Genomic DNA, 18,671 nt, shown 5'->3' on the forward strand with positions numbered 1-18,671 from the left:
ACGCTACTTAAACTTTTCTTAACTATTGCGGTGGTTTTCAGCATCCACTTTGGCAATAGGCCCGTTGTGGTCTAAACATAGCGGTAGAGGGCGTTAGCGTTGCAGCACATATGGTGAGCATCAGATATTTATTAAGAATGGGTTAACTCTTGTTTAAGAGTCTCACCCATGCGTAAGTATCCGATGAAAGTCTTATGAGAGGTTTCTCACATCATGATAGGAATCATAGGACAGCTTTTACTTATGAGAGTATTTTGTCCCAATTTATAGTCTCATGACGCTAATGATTAATAGGTAGAATGTATGTCTTGAAAGGGTTCTACCTATTGGCAAGTGAGTCTTAGGCTATGAACAGATATTCATTTAACTTTTTAGTGGCTTCCATCATATCCACGTGTTTTAAGTTATTGTTTTAAGGGATGTAGGCCCGATTCTTAAGAAGTCTCAACAAGTGTTGAGAATAGTCTAGCACTTAGCAACAGTCTATAGGTAAAGGCATGTGTCAATGACAGAATTATAGCTGTCACAATGGGGTAGCCATTGATGATTTGGAGGATGTAGCGATCCGTAAATCTCACTCCTGGTCGAAATTTGACAACAGGAATTGAGTAGTAACCCACGGGTAAACTTTCACAGTATGGGATGATGTAATCAAACTGATCAGAAGATAAAACTGTGATTGCTTCCTCGTTTGGATAATTCTTGATGCAGTATGTATGAAGGTTCTCTGGGCTATGGATAACTCGATAGATGCGTGTAGGTGCTTGCTTGTGTGAGATAAAAACTGAGTAGGTCAAGCATCCTTAAGCAGGGTATTATGCCTGCAGTTCTCCATAGAGATGAGGTTGACGATGCTGAAGTTCTGCCCAGGGCAATAGCAATCCCTCTTCAATTTCAGCGCGACACTCCTCACTAACCGCCCCTTCAATGTTCATCAGGTCAACTAAGAATTTGTTGGCCTTGTAGTAACGCTGAAGTTGTTGCTGTTGTTCTTTAGTGAATTGCCAATTATGGCCAATATTTCGATACTCAATCATTACCTCCCGAAGTCGCTCGAGCCATTGAGTTCCATGCAATGACCACCAGAATTGAGCATCTTTTTGGGAATTGGATGTTGGTAATTCGTTCTTAAGTTGACGCAGATGAGAAATTAAATCAGTCGAGAGAGCGAGGTCACAGGCAAGGTCGTAAGCTCGGTCGAGATCGTCAAGGTCCCAGACGAAAGAGCGGGCGAGGGTGCGGACGAGAGAGCGATCGAGGTCGAGGCTAAGGTTACGGTCGCTAGCAAGGTCGCGAGTAAGGTTGAGGTCGAGGTTGAGGTTGAAGTCACGAGCGAGTTCGAGAGTGAGGTTACGGGTAAAACTGATAGCACGGTCACGGTCGCGGTTGGGGGTAAGTGAGTAATAGAATGCTCGAATTGCTGCAGGCTTATAGTCGGTTTGGAGCGTACCTGACTTTTGGTGTAACCAATCTAAGAACGTTTGAAGCACGGGTTCTTGAGCTATGGATTGGTCAATGGCTTGTTTGATCAAGCGGAGTAACCGATCGGCGGGTTGTTGTGATTTCACAAGTTGCTTTATAACTTCTTGCCACTGTCTGTTAGCAATCTTTTCAGCTAGCTGTTGAGATGGTATCTGAGTTAGCCACTGAACTGTGAAATATTCTTGGAAGGTAAGGTGAGAAAACGACCACAGCTCATCGGCCCGCTCAATCAGCAAACCATGCTGAGCTTCAATTGCTTTCAGCACGGCAGTTCCTTCTCGTATGTTAGCTAACTGCAATTTTTGAGTAATTTGCTTAACTAGCTCATTTTGCTCAAATAGGACAAAATTCTTTGGATTTTCAAATTTGCGTGCTGCAATCTCAATGAGCAGTGCCTCTTTGTCTTCAATGCTTAATTGACGATACGCTTCAGTCCCAATTTCCCACTCCTCAATTTCTTTCTCGTTATTCCAACGGCTCAGTAGTAATTTGATCCCTTTGCTGTAGAGCCAACCTCTATCCGAAGGTATTTCTCTAGTGTCTTGTAAGATCAAGCACATCAAATTCAACAACACTGGAGTCACCACCAATTCTCTCAAATCGGGCTGATTAGTTATAGCATGATCAATTTTTTCCCATTGTTTGCTTGCTTCGACTTCAGACTGTCCGTTAGCTATGAACCAATTTCGAACGAACTGTTTGATTTGTTCTGAACTAAAATCTGCCACTTCCACCGAAGTAAAACCGCTTAGGATTTTTCCTATAATTTGAGTACGGCAAGTCAAGATAATTCGATTCTCTTTAGAATATTTGTTTTGGGAAACCTGCTTGATTTGAGTTTGTACAGCACGTCGAAGTTTATCAGTTGGCACTTCATCTAAGCCATCCATTAAGATTAAAAGTCTTCCTTGCTCTAAAAAATGATGTAAAGGAAAAGATTCTAATTGCTTTTCTAAATCTTCGATTTTTTCTGTTTTATTTCTAGCAATTGATAATTCTGGATTGTTCTTGAGCTGGTCAATTTCTCTCTGTACTTCTGCAAATTGTTGCCAATCATCTAGACCTAGCTCTTGTGCAGCTAAACTCCATATATTCCGATAACTGTCTTGAATCCGACGTAGTTCAATCAAGACAGCAATTTGCTTGGGCTGAAATTTGCCTTTGCACCAATCCATGGCCAGGTGCTTCAGAAATGTCGTTTTTCCAGAACCCGGTTTGCCTAGGATAACAAGCTTAGAAGTACTATTTGCAATTTCAAAACCCGGATTACGCTGGATGCGTTTGCCCAATGCCAAACGATCATTTTCAATATCAAAGTTGCTTAAAAGACTTTTTGGGGTGTTGAAATGTTGATGTTCAGGCTTTTCCAACAACCACACATCAACATAAAGCTGATCAACACCAATTTCTTCCCCACTCAGCAACCGCATCCGGCTATGCCGCTCCAGAATTTTTTGACGACAGCGCTCTCTAACCTGCTCAATCAGAATTTCATCAAATGGAGTTGGATCTGAAGGTTGGTTTTGTAAAGAATCTGAGGTGGGCTCACCTGAAGAAACCTGCTGCCAATTTAACCGCAGTGCAAAGCAGATTTTACGAAAACTACTATCTCCAATTGGCTTCTGGTTAAAAAAATTGGTGATGGTCGTGCGGGACATGTCCACATGAGTACTCAGCTTCGACTTGTTTCCCTCGAAGTACTGCATCAAAGCATTGTTCGCTGTTGTCCAATCAGTGAGTGTTAATTTGCGCGATCGCCCCATTCGTCTTGCTACTCAGCAGGTTTAGCCTACATATCATTCTAGCCGAGCGAACAGCAGTGGACAGGATTGAACATCATTGAACATCCACTGGACAATCGCTGAACACCAAGTACTGAGAGGATTTTGGATACTGGGGTCAAGTTGAACAGGTAACCCGCTATGAAAAAACTACTTCTTGCTTTTGCTGCTATTACTACCTCTACTACAATTGCTGCCAGCATCCATCTTGCTAGTCTTGAGAATCCAACTGATATTCAAAAGCAGCTCAGCACAACTACAAACGCGATCGCCGTCGCAGGAACAACCGCTATCTTCGGGCTATTGGATGATGATCTGGATGATCAAAACTCTGGTCGATAGATGAGTCTAACTACACAGATAAGGTCCACCTCTATGGACTTTATCTGTCGCTTTTAGTTAATAAAACCCTTATTCACAGAACTTATGCTCAATATTTGACTCATGGCTTCAGCTAAGTAGGGTGTTGTGTGTCATTTTTTACAGTTAAGTATGATGAATGAGATACTTGTGCTTTTCCTCTTCTTGGTTAACTCAGGGCTTTCTTAGCCGTTTCTTCTAACTGCTTCGCTGCTGCTGCCTTACGTTCACTATGGCGATCAGTCAGCTCATCCACCTTATCCCGCAGCAGCACCGTAAACCGATACAGCTCCTCCATCACATCCACCACCCGATCACGATAAGCAGACTCCTTCATCGTGCCATCCTCATTAAACTCCTGATACGCTTTGGCCACCGACGACTGATTAGGAATCGTAAACATCCGCATCCAGCGCCCCAAAATGCGCATTGAATTGACCGCATTAAACGACTGAGAGCCGCCAGATACCTGCATAACGGCAAGTGTTCGTCCTTGAGTCGGTCGAACGCCACCCATATTTAGAGGAATCCAGTCAACCTGAGTTTTCATTAACCCTGAAATATTGCCATGCATCTCAGGGCTGGACCACACCTGGCCTTCTGACCACAGCGAAAGCTCACGTAGCTCCTGCACCTTAGGATGGGTGTCGGGCTCTGCACCATGGAGTGGTAACCCACGGGGATTAAAGAACTTCACTTCGGCCCCAAAATCTTCAATAATACGGGCCGCTTCTTCTGCCAGCAGACGACTGTAGGAGCGTTCGCGGAGAGAACCATAGAGAAAGAGAATACGGGGTTTGTGATCAAAAGTCATGGATGGGTTAAAAAGGAAACGAAAGAACAAACGTTTAGTAGATCGAGATGCAAGACCATCCACCAAACGTTAGAGTTTAGCGGGTGGTTTTCATTTTTTACAGCTGCCCAGCTGCATGGGCTAAACGGCTGGCCATGATAGAACACTGATATTTCAGCTGACGATCGCAACTAATCAGCAGTTCAAATACTTTGTCTTCACCCAAGGTAGCCAGCTGAGGCGCGATCGCATAATAGCGGTGTAGGTGCTCAAGATAGATGGACTTGTGCTGGGCTTCGGTCAGGTCGGGAGCTACCTGAAGGACAAAGTCATAGTCTTCGATGGTTTTGTTTTTGCCATTGCAGTTGCCTGCGGTTAGATCAACGCGATACTCACCGTAGACCAGAAAGCAATGACTCTGGGGAATAAAGTCGAGACCATGGGGGCGGAGAATAGCATTGACCCCGGTAACAATGTTGTCGTTGAGACGGTAGAAACCTAGATGTTTGGTGATGGGTAGGTTGTGGGCAGCCGCAAGCCTTGCGATCGCGCCGTGTTTTGTTGTGCAGTTGCCACAGTCTTCCTTAAATAAGATTAGCGAATCCTCACTGCTAGAATTTGCTTCATAAGGCAACGCTTTAACCCAGTGACAAGCCTGGTGAAATGTCGTCAATCCTCGCTGAAGACACTGATCGGCAATTGGATCGCCGGGTTGAAGATCAACATTCGGTAAAACAGAAAAGGGATACATTGGATGATTGAGAGATTAAAACAACATACTGTAGGCTAGACCGGCTGTGACTGAGCCGATAAAGGCAAAGCCCAGGTAGGCCAAAAAAACTGGACGACGAGCTAAGGCAAAGACTGCAATCATCGCCGGGATACTAGTAGCACCACCGGCTAGCAAAAATGCCATACCAGCCCCTGGAGCCATCCCCTGGTCAACCAGACCTGCCACCAGTGGTAAAGCTGCATAGCCATTCAGATAGGCAGGAATCCCTACAAAAGCGGCACCCACTATGGACAAGACGCTGCCATCACCGGCAATGGTCTGAATCCAGGCGTTGGGCACATATACCAACATCAAACTCTCTAGTAAAAATGCCAGCGCCAGCCATTTACCTAGAAACCAGGCGTTTTTACCTGCTCCCTGCCAGAATTTTTGCCGGCGTTCGGCCTCAGGCCAGAATTTCCACACCACAGGTTTGGGATTCCGTACGCGACTACCCCCGCAGCCACCGTTACCGGCTCCCTCTCGAAGAGGGTTGCTAAAAGCAGCCGTTGCTATGCCTGAGTTCATCAATGCCAGGGTACCAAACCCACCCAGTAAGCCAATGGCAACAGTGGCCAGGGTTTTAGCAATGGCAAAATGCAGCCCCAATGTGCCCAGGGTGAGGATAAACATGGATGGGTCCATCAGTGGGGAGGCCAGCCAAAAGGACATTACGGCTGAGACTGGTACTCCCATGGAGAGTAAGGCGGCAATCAGTGGAATGACTCCACAGGAGCAAAAGGGAGAAAATGCTCCAAACAGCGATGCCACCACAATCATGGCTGAGAGTCGACCCTGAAATGCCTTGGCAATCAGATTATCGGCACCGCTGGCCTGGGCATAGGCTGCAATCCCAATGGACAGTAGCAAAAAGGGCGAGACTAGTACCAGGTTTTTTAGCGTGAAACCTAAGCTGCTGGTCACTTGGGCGGGTACGAAAATGGCTAGAACAACAATGATCAGGGCAATGGCAATAAAAACCCTGTCTAGCTTTTGGACACTGCGATGAAAACGGTTGAGAACAGTTGATGTCATGATCGATGCCCTTCGGTATTTTGAGAAATATCAAAATAAAAATCAAACCATTTATGGAGGTAGGGGCGTTGCATGCAACGCCCCTACCAATTGTTGCAAAAATCAATCCGGACGATCAGAACAAGGTTCAGCCAGTTCCAGGGTGTCGGGGTTAACGACGCGATTCCGGGTGCAGCATTCCTCAAAGAGAAAATCAATCAGATATTTGAGGGTATTGGACTGAACGCTGTACCAAATCCATTGGCGATCTTTCTCTGCTTGGACAATCCCCACCTGACGCAGCTTATCTAAGTGGTGAGACAGGGTGGGAGCGGTAATCCCTAGCTCCCGTTGAATTTCGCCTGCTGGTAATCCTTTGGGATAGGCCGATAGAAGCAGCCGCACGATATTAAGTCGCGAAGGCTGTCCCAGGGCCGCAAAGGTAGCGGCAATTTCTTCAACGGAACGAGATTGGTTAGCTGACATATTTTGATGATCATCAAAATACTAGAAATTGTCAAGGGCCTCAGTGGAAAATCAAGATAAACGTAAAGACCGCCGTTAGCCAGGGGGCAGCACAAATACTTCAATCTGTTCATCGCGACCGCGGATAGGTACCTTGCCCAGCGACTGCAGCGATAGGCTTTTAAGCCGCTGCTGGGTGGCTTTGCTAATCAGGATCGAAGAGTCTACCTCTTTGGTTAAAGACTCTAACCGGGAGGCAACATTGACCGTATCGCCGATAACGGAGAATTCTAGATGGCCGTCTGTGCCCAAGCAGCCAGCGACAATTGAGCCGGAATGTAGGCCAATACCAATGGGTAGAGGGCTGAGGGGTTGAACCTCGGATAAAATTGCTTGGGCTGCCTGTACGGCTCGATCGGCATGGTTGGCTAACACTGTAGGGGCACCAAATACTGCCAGCATGCCATCGCCCATAAATGAGTTCACCCAGCCATCATGCTGTTTGACCACGGTGGACAACAGCCCCTGGAGCTGGTTTAAAGACTCAAAGACAGCAGCGGGTTCAAGCTTTTCAGCATAGTTCGTAAAGCCTCGTAAATCCGTCATCATGATGGTGACATCAAAGGCCATGGGAGCTTGGACCAGGGCTGTAGGTGCTTCGAATGCGGCTTCAACAACGTTAGCAGGCAAGAACTGTTGCATGAGTAAACGACCTGCTTCGTTTTTACCCTGACGGTGGACAATGCCAGAGATCAGCATGCTCATCAAGCCGGTGCCTAAAATGGTGAAGAGGGCAAAAATACCCACTCCCAGGTTTAGTTGAAATAGAACTATGGCGTAGCTAAAGTTAGCTAGTGCTAAAACAGTGGTAATTGCCGAAGCCTGACGTCGAATCCGAATGCCGCCGGATACCGCTAATAGACAACAAAAGGCGGCAACGTTGGTAACAATTTGCGGCTGCGTTGCTCCCAGCACGTTTGAAATATTGCTAATAAAGAGGGCCAATAACAGACCATCAAATAGCGGAATGGCAATCTGTAACTTGGGGAGCCAACGCCAGGCAGCAGGCTGACGTAGGGCAATCAGACATCCGGTGTAAATGATGCAGGCGCTGACGGAGATGAGGGCAATGGTGGGTGGAACTGAGGTTTTACCCAGGATGCGCTGTGGAAAGAAAAAGACGAAGACATCTAAAATGCTGGAAATCAGTACGACAATCACCTTGACATAGGCAACTTTACGCTCATTGTTGAGGGATTCTTTCGCAATCACCTGGTGGACTGCTGTCTGAATCGATTGCGCTGCAGGCGGCCTAGAGCGGGCACTACTAAGGTGAGTCATCGTCCTTTGCCTACCGAATTAGCCAGCCACTGATGATTTTGATACACTGCAATACCTGTCTGATATTTTGATGACCTGTGTATAATTTGCAACCCTAGGTCTTATTTTAGCGTTCTGCCTTTTGATTCGGCTGAATGCAGCGATAACAGAGTTATGCATTATGATTTGATGGTTGTTTTAGGAAAGGCAGCACCAGCATCCACTGCAGCTGCGCAACTCGCAAGTCTTTTTGATATTCAGTCAGGCCAATTGCCATTTTTTGATGGCTGACGGAGGGCCAAGGCCGATAGGTGCCAAATAGATAGTCCCACCAGGGGAGATTAAAGCCAAAATTGCTATCGGTTTCCTGGGTGATTGTAGAATGATGAATCCGATGCATGTCTGGAGTAACGACAATCCAACGGAGTAAAGATTCTAGTTTGCTGGGCAGCTGGACATTCCCATGATTAAACATGGAGGTCGCATTGAGGAGCACTTCAAAGATAAGAACAGCAGTAACTGGAGTTCCGAGCAGAAGAATTGTTAAAATCTTGCCGACCATGGATAGCAAAATTTCGAGAGGGTGAAAGCGGAACCCTGTGGTGACATCAAAATCGAGATCGGCATGGTGGACCTTATGGAGCTGCCACAGCACTGGGAAACTGTGAAATATCACGTGTTGCCAATAGGTCGTGAAGTCTAAGCCAATGATGGTCAACACTATAGATTGCCAATAGGGGATAGAAAGTGTATAAAACAATCCCCACTGCTGTTTTTCGGCGAACATGGCTACCCCTACCGCAGCTATCGGGAATATAGCTCGCAAAATAATTGTGCCTAGAATCAATAAACCAATATTGCTAAACCAGCGCATCAGTCTGGGCGCTGAGAGGCGACGACAGGGTGCAATGATTTCCCATAATCTCATTGCAAGCAGCATAGTCAGGAAAAAGCTGAATCGAATCATAGATTCATGCTTCAAGAGTTGCAGTTCGCTGCTGATCATTCTATGCATCCTAAACGTGTGTAAAACTGGTCAAATTTTGGCCAAAACTTGGCCAAATTAGTCAGGCTACAATCGGTGTGCCTCTAGACAGTCTCTTGCAATTGAAGAGAAATTAATAATATTCAGTGTATCTGGAGTGTTTGCAGTCTGCTAACAGCCACAAATGGAGCAATTGAGACGTCAGTGATCGGGTCTACGTATATTTTGAACGCCATACTCAGGTTGAAAGACCTGCAAGTATGCTTGAGGATAACTCAAGCTGTAGTACAGGAGTTTCCGTCACAGGGTTTTCCTATGGATTTTAGTGCAGGGTTTAGTTTTACAGAGGTATGGCTCAATTGGCGTGAGGCACAGCTGGCTTGGGGGATAAACCAGACTATTCTTTGTTTGACCATGAGCAGTCTGATCGTTAGTTTGATTGCTGTTGTAATACATAATTATCGATTAAATCAGGAGGTCAAACGTCGTCAGCAAATTGAATCATATCTGCGGGTGAGTGAGCAACGGTTCCGCCATGCGATCGCAATGGCTCCATTTCCTATCATGCTCCATGCTGACGATGGTGAGGTCCTGCACATCAACAGCACCTGGACTCAACTTACCGGATACACCCAGCAGGATATCCCCACCACCCAGGCCTGGGCAGCATTAGCCTTTGGTGAAAATAGTACTGACCTGCTAGAGCAGAGTATCGCCTCCAGCAATCCTCCGACAGCGGCCATGGCTCATGAGGCGGTAACCATTTACACGGCCCAGGGTAAACAGCGGATCTGGACATTCAGCTCTTCCACCCTGGAATCACTCACCGATGGTCGATGCATCATGATGACCATGGCGGTCGATATCACCCAGAGTCGTCAGACTGAGAGCGCTCTAAAAGACAGTGAACGACGCTATCGCAGTATTTATAACCAAGCTGCAGTAGGGTTAGCCAACGGTTCCCTCAATGGCAAATTTGTCGATGTCAACCCACGTTTCTGCGAAATGCTGGGCTATTCCCGCGAGGAACTACTGGCCAAATCGATTCATGAAATTACCTATCCCGCTGACCGGGCTCAGTCCAACGCGATTCTCCAGAGCCTATTTACTGATGAGATTCCCTATTGTTTTCATGAAAAACGCTATCTACGCAAAGATGGCAGCTATTTTTGGTGCAGTATCGGCACGTCGCTTGTGCGGGATGTTCAGGGCAACCCAAAACATACGTTGGCCGTCATTCGCGACATTAGCGATCGCGTCAAAGTAGAAGAACAGCTAAAGCATGATGCTTTGCATGATGAACTTACAGGGCTACCCAATCGTAGTCTGCTGATGGAACGGCTAGAACTGGCTCTCAAACGCACCAAGCGACATCCTGAAACTCAGCTGGCGGTGCTATTTTTGGACCTTGATAACTTTAAGCTAGTCAACGACAGCCTGGGGCATCTGGTTGGCGATAAACTACTGTTAGCTATTTCTGCAAAGTTAGAACTCGTTATCCGTGAAACAGATTTGGCCGCACGCCTGGGTGGTGATGAATTTGTTGTGCTATTGGAAGAGATTAATGATCTAGCAGAAGCCATCATGGTGGCAGAGCGAATTTTAGAAATATTTAAATCCCCCATTAACATCGGCAGCAGAGAATTATTTCCTGGCGTCAGTATTGGGATTGCCCTGGCCAAATATAACCATGATTACCAAGCCTCAGATCTGTTGCGTAATGCTGATGTAGCCATGTATTGGGCCAAACATAGGGGCCGTGGGCAATATATGGTCTTTGATGCCAATATGCATTTGCAAGCCGTACAGCGACTGCAAATTGAGAACAATCTGCGCAGAGCTTTGGAAAATGAAGAGCTGTTGCTTCACTATCAACCGATTATTAATCTAAAAACTCAGAAGGTGGAATCATTTGAAGCTCTGCTGCGATGGCAACATCCTGAAGCAGGATTGCTGATGCCAGACCGGTTTGTTGATATTGCCAATGAAATTGGACTGATTTCATCCATTGAAGAATGGGTGTTACGCACGGTCTGTCAGCAACTGGTATGCTGGCAGACCCTTTTCCCTAAGCGCTCTCTAGGGATTAACATTAACTTCTTGGATGAGCGGCTAGAAGAGTCTTTTTTACTCAGACTGGAGAAGATTTTAACCTTCTGTAGACCAGCGGATAACAGTTTGAGGCTTGAATTTACAGAAAGCAGCCTGGTACAAAATTTTGAGACGGCCCAAAGCTTGCTTGATCGGCTCAGAGATATGGGTGTGGAAATTGTGATTGATGATTTTGGTGTGGGTTATTCCTGTTTGCGATATTTGCATCAGTTGCCTGTAAATGCCATCAAAATTGACCCCAGCTTTATTGGTCCCACTGATCTCAATGAAGTGAATCACGTAGTGACAGAGTCAATGATCACCCTATGTAAGTCTTTAGGCCTACAAACTATTGCTGAGGGTATTAAAAGGCAGCAACAGTTAGATTGGTTAACAGAAATTGGCTGTGATGCCGTACAAGGAGAGTATTTTGTCGGTCCGATTAGCGTCAGGGAAGCTACTGGGCTACTGCGGGAAGAGGAGATCGGTTAGTCGATAGAGTTTGAATAATTAATTTTGATTTGTTTTTTGTTAAATGTGCTAGATATGACTAAACCATGTATGGCTAAATCATTCGTAGGGTACATTGATGAGGTTTATTAAACATACCGCGTTGGCAAGGCTGGGATTAGGGCTGTTGAGTCCGGTCAGTCAGGCCCAAGGTCAAGACTTTGAGCAAGTTGAGATTCAATCAATTCCTGTGGCTGAAGATATCTACATGCTGGTGGGGAAAGGTGGCAACATTGGGGTGTCTGCTGGCGATGATGGTGTATTTTTGATTGACGATCAGTTTGCTCCGCTGACGGAAAAAAATCAGGCGGCAATTGCTGAACTCAGTGATCAACCGATCCGGTTTTTAGTCAACACCCACTGGCATTTTGACCATACCGGGGAAATGAAACCTTGGGGAATGCCGGGGTAATGCCGGAAAGTGCGATCGCAAACGGTCTTACCTTAGAGGAGTTTCTAGCCTCAGATCCAACCGCTGATTATGGCTCGGGGACAGGGCTTTCTATCTCCCGAATAGTTTCAGACAATCGTTTACCAAAGTTTGGTCCAGTAATTGGTCCAGTAAGTATAGGGCTTGATTGAAGCGTGCGGATATCACAGTGGGTAATCAGTAAAGTAAAGCAACTGGCTAAACCAAATGTTCATTAGGAGATGGTAAATGGATAGTCAACGCATTATCGTGGATGCTCTAATGATAACCACAGTGGCCAGTTTGGCCTATCCAGCCCAGGGGCAACTTGAGCAAACTCAGCTAGCCGTTGAGATTAGTGGTTTAAGTGCCCCTCAGGGGCAGGTCTGTCTAAACCTGTTTAACAGCAGTGACGGTTTTCCCAGCAACCGTGAGCAAGCCGTACAAACGATCTGTATAGAAACAGCAGAGGATGCCCCCTTGGTTGCCACCTTTGAGGATCTTAATCCTGGTAGCTATGCGGTCTCGGTATTCCACGATGCTAACAGTGACAACAAGTTTAACCGCAATTTTGTAGGTATGCCCGCAGAGGGATTTGGCTTTTCCAGAAACCCCGAAGCATTGACCGGCCCCCCAGCGTTTGGCGATGCTGTATTTTTGGTAGCCGGTGCAGAAACCAGGATTGAGGTTGAGTTAAGCTACTTCTAGAATAGGATTGGAGTGCACCCTGGTGTTGTATCAGGCCCGATGCAACACCGGTCACTTGATTTCTCAATCTCTGTTATGACTGATATCTACGATGTCTTTGTTTCCTATGGTCGTGCTGACAGCAAGGACTTTGTTATTACCCTATGTAACCGACTGACAGAGGCTGGCCATCGTGTCTGGTGTGACTTTAACGATATTCCCCTGGCTGTTGACTTTCAGAACCAGATTGACAGTGGCATTGAGAAGTCCCATAACTTTCTATTTGTGATTTCGCCCCATTCAGTCAACTCAGCCTACTGTGCAAAAGAGATCGAAATTGCCCTCCGGTATCAAAAACGAATCATTCCCGTATTGCATGTAGAACAGATTGAGCGAGGCATCTGGCAATCCCGTCATCCCAACGGAACTGATGGCCAATGGCATGATTATCAGGCTAAGGGATTACATTCTAGCTTCGATAATATGAACCCCCAGATTAGCAAAATTAACTGGGTATATATGCGAGCAGATCAAGATGACTTTGAACAGTCTCTCATTGATCTTAAACAGATTTTCCATCGCCATCAGGACTATGTGGAAAATCACACACGATTTTTAAATGATGCCCTTGCCTGGGAACGTCAGCAAAAACAAACAGAATTTCTACTGTTGGGAGAAACTCGACAACTAGCAGAAACCTGGCTCAAACAGCTATTTAAGAGCGAACAGCCTCCCTGTATTCCCACTGATTTACACGGCGAGTTCATCACTGAAAGCATTAAAAATGCAAATAATATGATGACTCAAGTGTTTTTAGCCTATGCCCAGGCGGATGCTGAGGTCATGGACTCCATGCGACGGGCGCTATGGCGACAGGGATTTACAGTTTGGAGCAGTCAGACAGACATTCCCACTGGAGAAGCGTTTAAGCAGGCGGTGAATCGGGGTATTGAAGAAGCAGATTCCATGGTGTATTTGTTATCGTCGGATGCGCTTAAATCTAAGTATTGTCAATACGAATTAAAATATGCCCTGGCGCTCAATAAGCGCATAATTCCTTTGTTGGTAAACCCTCTAGGAGCGGCTGAGAGCCCGTCAGAGCTGGCATCATTGCAATATATCGATTTAACTAGCCCTCTGAGTGGAGAAGAGTATCAGCTTGACGACAGGGATCTGATCAAGGCCCTCAATGAAGATGCCGTTTACTATAATCAACACAAGATTTTACTGGTCAAAGCCCTGAAATGGAAACGACAACATCAGAATTCTAGTGTGCTGCTGCGGGGGTATGATTTACGCCATGCCGAAGCCTGGTTAAAGACGGCTGTAGGTCATGCATCCTATCCAGCGACAACCTTTCACCGCGAGTTTATTCAGGCCAGTTTAGACCAGCCGCCCCCGTCTTCTGTTGATGTTTTTATCTCCTATTCAAGTGCTGATGCAGATATTGCTCGCAAACTGAATAGTGCGTTGCAAAGTCAGGGTAAAACCACCTGGTTTGATCAAGAAAGTATTGCTGCAGGCACCGCTAATTTTCAAAGAGAGATTTACCAGGGGATTGAAATATCCGATAACTTTTTGTTTGTTTTGTCTCCTCGCTCTGTTAACTCGCCCTATTGCAAATTAGAAGTGGATCACGGTGCTCGCTTTAATAAGCGATTTGTCACGATTTTGCATCAGCCAGTTAATACGGGCGATTTGCATCCTCAGCTGGCTAAGGTGCAATGGCTAGACTTTAGCCAACAGCGCGGTAACTTCACCACCCATTTTAGTCATCTGATTCGTACCCTCGATACCGATCGTGCTCATGTGCAAAGCCATACAAAATGGCTGCAGCGTGCCCTGGAATGGCAACAAAAAGATCACAGCGATGATGTGTTATTGCGCGGGGCTGAAAGTGCGATCGCAAGCCAATGGCTGCAAGATAGTCAGACCCATCAGAAAACCCCGGCAGTCACTCCAGAACAACAAGCCTTTATCACCGCCAGTCAGTCAGCAGTCGAAGCTGAAGCCCAGCGTGAAAAACGCCGCATGGTGATTACGCAATCTTTGCTAGCAGGGATGAGTGTTTTGTTTCTGATTGCTGCAGGAGCTAGTGCCCTGGCCTTTAGAAACAACAGTCGCTTGGTATTAGATAAGAGAGCTGCAGAGGTGAGTCGTGCTCTAATTACCCAACCTGTAGAAGGATTGTTAGAATCGCTCCAATTGACCAGACGCAGCCAGACGCGGCTGCGAGAGCTGCGCCCTGCTGTTCGCTCTACGCTACGAAATGCCATTGGTGTAACAGTGGAGAAAAACCGTTTGAGCGGCCATCAGCAAGCTGTGTGGTCAGCTGTCTATAGCCCGGATGGCCAAACGATTGCCAGTGGCGGCTTTGATGATGTTGTCCGTCTGTGGAATCAAGATGGCACTATCATTGGTGAGCCCTTTGAGGGACACACGGATGACATCTGGTCAGTGGCCTTTAGCCCCGATGGTCAGACAATTGCTAGCGCTAGTTCAGACATGACCGTGCGTCTATGGGACTTACAAGGTAACCCGATCGGTAATCCATTGGCAAATCACTGGGGACATGTGAAAACAGTAGCTTTTAGCCCCAATGGTTCCTGGATCGTCAGTGGCGATCAAGGCGGCGCTGTAAGACTTTGGAACCGTCAAGGCAAGTTGTTGTCTCCACCCTGGCAGGCGGATGGTCAAAGTATTGTTTGGTCAGTAGCCTTTAGTCCAGATAGCACCCAAATTGTTAGTGGCCGACAAGATGGGTTGATTCATCTATGGAGCCCTCAGGGCCAGCTACTTAACACATTGCGAGGACATAGGGGCTCCGTTAATTCAGTGGCGTTTAGCCCTGATGGTCGTCTGATTGCCAGCGGGGGTAACGATAAGATTGTGCGCATCTGGGACCGTCAGGGTAACTTACTCCATCAATTAGAAGGTCATACCGATAATGTTATGTCCCTCGCCTTTAGCCCCAACAGTCAGTGGCTAATTAGTGGTGCAGATGACAATACCGTGCGGGTATGGAGTCGTGATGGGCTGCCTGTGGGACCGCCTCTAATGGGCCATGAATACTATGTCTATGCTGTTGCCGTTAGCCCCGATGGTGCCACTATTCTTAGCGGTAGCGAAGATAATACCCTGCGGCTGTGGGATATGCAAACTGCATTACAGCGCCAATCCACCCGTCTTCACGCTAGTGCGGTGAATGCCATGGCTCTTAGTGATGATAAAGAAACCCTGGTAACCGCCAGTGATGATCGCACGGTCAAGATATTAAACAGTATTGGTGAGACTCTTGTACCTCCTTTGACTGGTCACACCGATGCGGTACTGTCGGTGGATATTAGCCCCGATGGCCAAACAGTTGTGAGTGGCAGTGCCGATACTACTGTCAAACTGTGGAATCGTCAGGGGAATGCGATCGCAACCCTGAATGGACATGAGGCCGCTGTTAATGCAGTCGTCATCCATCCAACCCAGCCTCTGATGGCCAGTGCCAGTGACGACAAGACTATCCGTCTATGGGATTTGCAAGGTAACCCTGTTGGCCAACCGCTCACGGGACATGACGATGAGGTCAACGCATTGGTGTTTAGCCCCGATGGTCAACTGTTGGCCAGTGCCAGTGATGATCGCACCATTCGCCTGTGGGACACGCAAGGGAATCCGATGGGTGACCCCATGGAGGGGCATCTGGATCATATCAATGCTTTGGCCTTTAGCCCCGATAGTGAAATGTTGATCAGCGCTAGTCGAGATCGCACCCTGCGATTGTGGGGACGCGATGGCCGCCCCCTCACGGCTAAACCGTTTAATGGTCACCTGAGCGATGTGGTGGCAGTTACGTTTAGTGTTGACGGTCAATATATTGTTAGTGCTAGTCGAGATCAGACATTACGGCTATGGGATTTGAGCGGTGAGCCGATTGGTAACCCCCTGAGGGGACATAATGCCACAGCAAGTACAGTCCTGTTTGGGGCTGATGGGCAGTGGATTCTAAGTGCCAACAGCGATGGATTTTTGCGCCGTTGGGAAGGGGGGAGAATTCAAAGCTGGCTAGAATGGGGATGCGATCGCATTCGCCAGCATTCTATTTTGCAAACACCAAATGCAGCCGGTATCGAAAAAGTGTGTCGATTTGAATGACCCAACACAGCAATGGCTAAAATCACCGAAGCGCACTCTTGAAACCGCTACTTCCGAGACTATCGTATTATCGGCAAATAAGAATATTCAACATTAATTTTAAGGAATAATTCAGCAATGATAATGGCATATCAATGGACATTTAAGGAACGTAAAATAAGAATGCTAAGCCGCAAAATTAGCTGCTACTATTGCATCTAACCACTGCGGATGTAGTTCAGTGGTAGAACGTCAGCTTCCCAAGCTGAATGTCGTGGGTTCGAGTCCCATCATCCGCTTTCCTAAGCATAGAGCTAAAAACCACCGAATTCAAAGGGTTTGAGCGCCAATCCAACGCAATCATCTTCTGCTAGGGGGTAATTGCGTTGGGTCATTTTGGGTCAATTTAGACCTAAAACTGGTATGAGATTGGCATAAAAAGCAGTACAATTGATCTAGTTTGAGGTCCTCATACACTAGAGCAGTGATATCAAGGACTCGTCAAAAGGTTTCTACTCGTTCTGACGTTCAAACAATTGGTATAGATGGTGCGGGTCTTTGATATCCGTTTTAAGTCATGGCTAAGGGATAGGTAAACTTGAGGCGTTTGCTGTGTAGTGACCCCCAAAATTAGGACAGGACTGATAGAGCGTAAGCTAGAGTCCAATAGGGGTAAAGAATATGGCGAGTAAACACAGGAACTACAGTAGCGAATTTAAGGCAAAAGTCGTGCTGGAGATCGTCAGTGGCCAACGGAGTGTCAGCGAAGCGAGTCGCGCCCATAAAGTGCATACGTCCGTGATCAATCGTTGGCGCAATGAATTTCTAAACCAGGCGCATTTAGCGTTTGGAGGCAACGGAAGTGGGAATGAATCAGCCGAACGAATCGCAGAATTAGAACGCATGGTGGGTCGGCTAACAATGGAATTAGCGGTAGCAAAAAAAGCTTCGGACTTGTGGAATCTGAGCGGAAACGAGCCATGATTGAGCAGTTGAAAGGAGACTATTGGATCCAGGTAATCTGTGATGTGATTGGCTACAGCCGAAGCCGCTATTACTATCGGACAAAATCAGCAAAACAGACGCAAGAAGAGACCCTGAAAAAAGCGATCATTGATGTGGCGGGGAGATATCCAACCTATGGATATCGACGGATTACTAAACAATTGCAGCGAGAGGGATGGACGGTTAATCACAAACGGATCAGCCGATTAATGAAAGACTTGGGATTCCTTGCCAAACGACGAATACGCCGGAAACGCACGACGAATAGTGTCCATGGCTATAAGCGGTATCCTAATCTAGTCAAAGGACTGGTCGTCGAGCGTCCAGAGCAGATATGGGTTGGCGACATCACCTATATCCGGTTGAGGGATGAGTTTGTTTATTTAGCGGTGTTAATGGATGTGTTTACCCGCAGTATTCGAGGCTGGCACTTGGATAGGACGATGGAGAAACAGTTAACGATAACAGCATTAGAGAAAGGACTGAAGCAGTGTATTCCAGAGATTCATCATTCAGACCAAGGCGTTCAATATGCAGCCAATGCGTATGTTCAGCTATTGGAAGAGAACGAGATAGCGATTAGTATGGCGGGTGTGGGTAAAGCCTATGAGAATGGCTATGCTGAACGACTGATGAGAACCATTAAAGAAGAGGAGGTTGACTTGTCGGACTATCGCAACTTTAATGAAGTGTATGAGAGAATAGAAGAGTTTTTAGACGAGGTGTATATGAAGAAGAGAATTCACTCGTCTTTGGACTATTTAACGCCCAGCGAATTTGAGAAAAAGTGGAGGCAGGAAGCGTAGGATGTCTCAGATTGATACATGTCAGTCTAGACTCGTTATTATCTGATTTTACTGTCCAAAATTAGG

At 46.6% G+C, this 18,671-nt stretch carries 13 protein-coding genes and 1 tRNA gene; 7 read left to right on the top strand and 7 right to left on the bottom strand.

The genetic code is table 11. From position 1 onward, the window contains the following. Positions 1-815 precede the first annotated feature (815 nt). Complete coding sequence (locus N836_RS66465; protein WP_023075852.1) at positions 816-3,140, bottom strand: NACHT domain-containing protein; 2,325 nt, start codon at positions 3,138-3,140, stop codon at positions 816-818. A gap of 264 nt (positions 3,141-3,404) precedes the next feature. Between N836_RS66465 and N836_RS66470 the strand changes: the two genes are divergently transcribed. Then, a complete protein-coding gene (locus tag N836_RS66470) occupies positions 3,405-3,605 on the top strand; it encodes a hypothetical protein (RefSeq protein WP_023075853.1) in 201 nt (66 codons plus the stop codon). Between the two features lie 187 nt (positions 3,606-3,792). Here N836_RS66470 and arsH read toward each other — a convergent pair whose 3' ends face one another. The 6 genes from arsH to N836_RS66500 form a co-directional block, all read right to left on the bottom strand. Next, positions 3,793-4,437 (bottom strand): arsenical resistance protein ArsH, encoded by a 645-nt coding sequence (gene arsH / locus N836_RS66475; RefSeq protein ID WP_023075854.1) that lies wholly within the window; start codon positions 4,435-4,437, stop codon positions 3,793-3,795. Positions 4,438-4,534: 97 nt separating this feature from the next. Further along, complete coding sequence (locus N836_RS66480; protein ID WP_023075855.1) at positions 4,535-5,167, bottom strand: hypothetical protein; 633 nt, start codon at positions 5,165-5,167, stop codon at positions 4,535-4,537. Between the two features lie 15 nt (positions 5,168-5,182). Further along, entirely contained in the window at positions 5,183-6,223 is a 1,041-nt protein-coding gene (locus N836_RS66485; RefSeq protein WP_023075856.1) for a permease, read from the bottom strand. 102 nt (positions 6,224-6,325) lie between these two features. Continuing rightward, positions 6,326-6,688: an ArsR/SmtB family transcription factor gene (locus tag N836_RS66490; RefSeq protein ID WP_023075857.1), complete on the bottom strand. Its 363-nt coding sequence runs from the start codon at positions 6,686-6,688 to the stop codon at positions 6,326-6,328. Positions 6,689-6,763: 75 nt separating this feature from the next. Beyond that, positions 6,764-8,008 carry an adenylate/guanylate cyclase domain-containing protein gene (locus N836_RS66495; protein ID WP_023075858.1) on the bottom strand — a complete coding sequence of 415 codons (1,245 nt, stop codon included), beginning with the start codon at positions 8,006-8,008 and terminating at the stop codon, positions 6,764-6,766. 151 nt (positions 8,009-8,159) lie between these two features. Continuing rightward, positions 8,160-8,927 (bottom strand): sterol desaturase family protein, encoded by a 768-nt coding sequence (locus N836_RS66500; RefSeq protein WP_235071172.1) that lies wholly within the window; start codon positions 8,925-8,927, stop codon positions 8,160-8,162. A 360-nt stretch (positions 8,928-9,287) separates the two neighbouring features. On the opposite strand from N836_RS66500, the gene N836_RS66505 reads away from it, so the two are divergent. From N836_RS66505 to N836_RS66535, 6 genes are all read left to right on the top strand, one after another. Continuing rightward, positions 9,288-11,555, top strand: coding sequence for a sensor domain-containing protein (locus N836_RS66505; RefSeq protein WP_023075860.1), 2,268 nt, complete (start codon positions 9,288-9,290; stop codon positions 11,553-11,555). Positions 11,556-11,652: 97 nt separating this feature from the next. Continuing rightward, positions 11,653-11,985 carry an MBL fold metallo-hydrolase gene (locus tag N836_RS66510; protein WP_023075861.1) on the top strand — a complete coding sequence of 111 codons (333 nt, stop codon included), beginning with the start codon at positions 11,653-11,655 and terminating at the stop codon, positions 11,983-11,985. Positions 11,986-12,231: 246 nt separating this feature from the next. Continuing rightward, positions 12,232-12,690 (top strand): DUF2141 domain-containing protein, encoded by a 459-nt coding sequence (locus N836_RS66515; protein WP_023075862.1) that lies wholly within the window; start codon positions 12,232-12,234, stop codon positions 12,688-12,690. A 75-nt stretch (positions 12,691-12,765) separates the two neighbouring features. Further along, complete coding sequence (locus tag N836_RS66520; protein ID WP_023075863.1) at positions 12,766-16,815, top strand: toll/interleukin-1 receptor domain-containing protein; 4,050 nt, start codon at positions 12,766-12,768, stop codon at positions 16,813-16,815. Positions 16,816-17,021: 206 nt separating this feature from the next. Next, positions 17,022-17,093: transfer RNA gene (locus tag N836_RS66525), tRNA-Gly, on the top strand. A 382-nt stretch (positions 17,094-17,475) separates the two neighbouring features. Next, positions 17,476-18,605 (top strand): IS3 family transposase gene (locus N836_RS66535; RefSeq protein ID WP_152532270.1). Its coding sequence is split into 2 segments (ribosomal slippage): positions 17,476-17,743 and positions 17,743-18,605, totalling 1,131 coding nucleotides; the frame shifts between segments, so codons are not numbered across the junction. The last annotated feature ends 66 nt before the right edge of the window (positions 18,606-18,671 follow it).

This window comes from Leptolyngbya sp. Heron Island J (assembly GCF_000482245.1).
Classification (GTDB): Bacteria; Cyanobacteriota; Cyanobacteriia; order Phormidesmidales; family Phormidesmidaceae; genus Leptothoe.

Excerpts from the sequence above, each read along its gene's own strand:
- N836_RS66465 (WP_023075852.1), bottom strand. The coding sequence starts at position 3,140 with ATGTCCCGCACGACCATCACCAATTTTTTTAACCAGAAGCCAATTGGA.
- N836_RS66470 (WP_023075853.1), top strand. The coding sequence starts at position 3,405 with ATGAAAAAACTACTTCTTGCTTTTGCTGCTATTACTACCTCTACTACA.
- arsH (WP_023075854.1), bottom strand. The coding sequence starts at position 4,437 with ATGACTTTTGATCACAAACCCCGTATTCTCTTTCTCTATGGTTCTCTC.
- N836_RS66480 (WP_023075855.1), bottom strand. The coding sequence starts at position 5,167 with ATGTATCCCTTTTCTGTTTTACCGAATGTTGATCTTCAACCCGGCGAT.
- N836_RS66485 (WP_023075856.1), bottom strand. The coding sequence starts at position 6,223 with ATGACATCAACTGTTCTCAACCGTTTTCATCGCAGTGTCCAAAAGCTA.
- N836_RS66490 (WP_023075857.1), bottom strand. The coding sequence starts at position 6,688 with ATGTCAGCTAACCAATCTCGTTCCGTTGAAGAAATTGCCGCTACCTTT.
- N836_RS66495 (WP_023075858.1), bottom strand. The coding sequence starts at position 8,008 with ATGACTCACCTTAGTAGTGCCCGCTCTAGGCCGCCTGCAGCGCAATCG.
- N836_RS66500 (WP_235071172.1), bottom strand. The coding sequence starts at position 8,927 with ATGCTGCTTGCAATGAGATTATGGGAAATCATTGCACCCTGTCGTCGC.
- N836_RS66505 (WP_023075860.1), top strand. The coding sequence starts at position 9,288 with ATGGATTTTAGTGCAGGGTTTAGTTTTACAGAGGTATGGCTCAATTGG.
- N836_RS66510 (WP_023075861.1), top strand. The coding sequence starts at position 11,653 with ATGAGGTTTATTAAACATACCGCGTTGGCAAGGCTGGGATTAGGGCTG.
- N836_RS66515 (WP_023075862.1), top strand. The coding sequence starts at position 12,232 with ATGGATAGTCAACGCATTATCGTGGATGCTCTAATGATAACCACAGTG.
- N836_RS66520 (WP_023075863.1), top strand. The coding sequence starts at position 12,766 with ATGACTGATATCTACGATGTCTTTGTTTCCTATGGTCGTGCTGACAGC.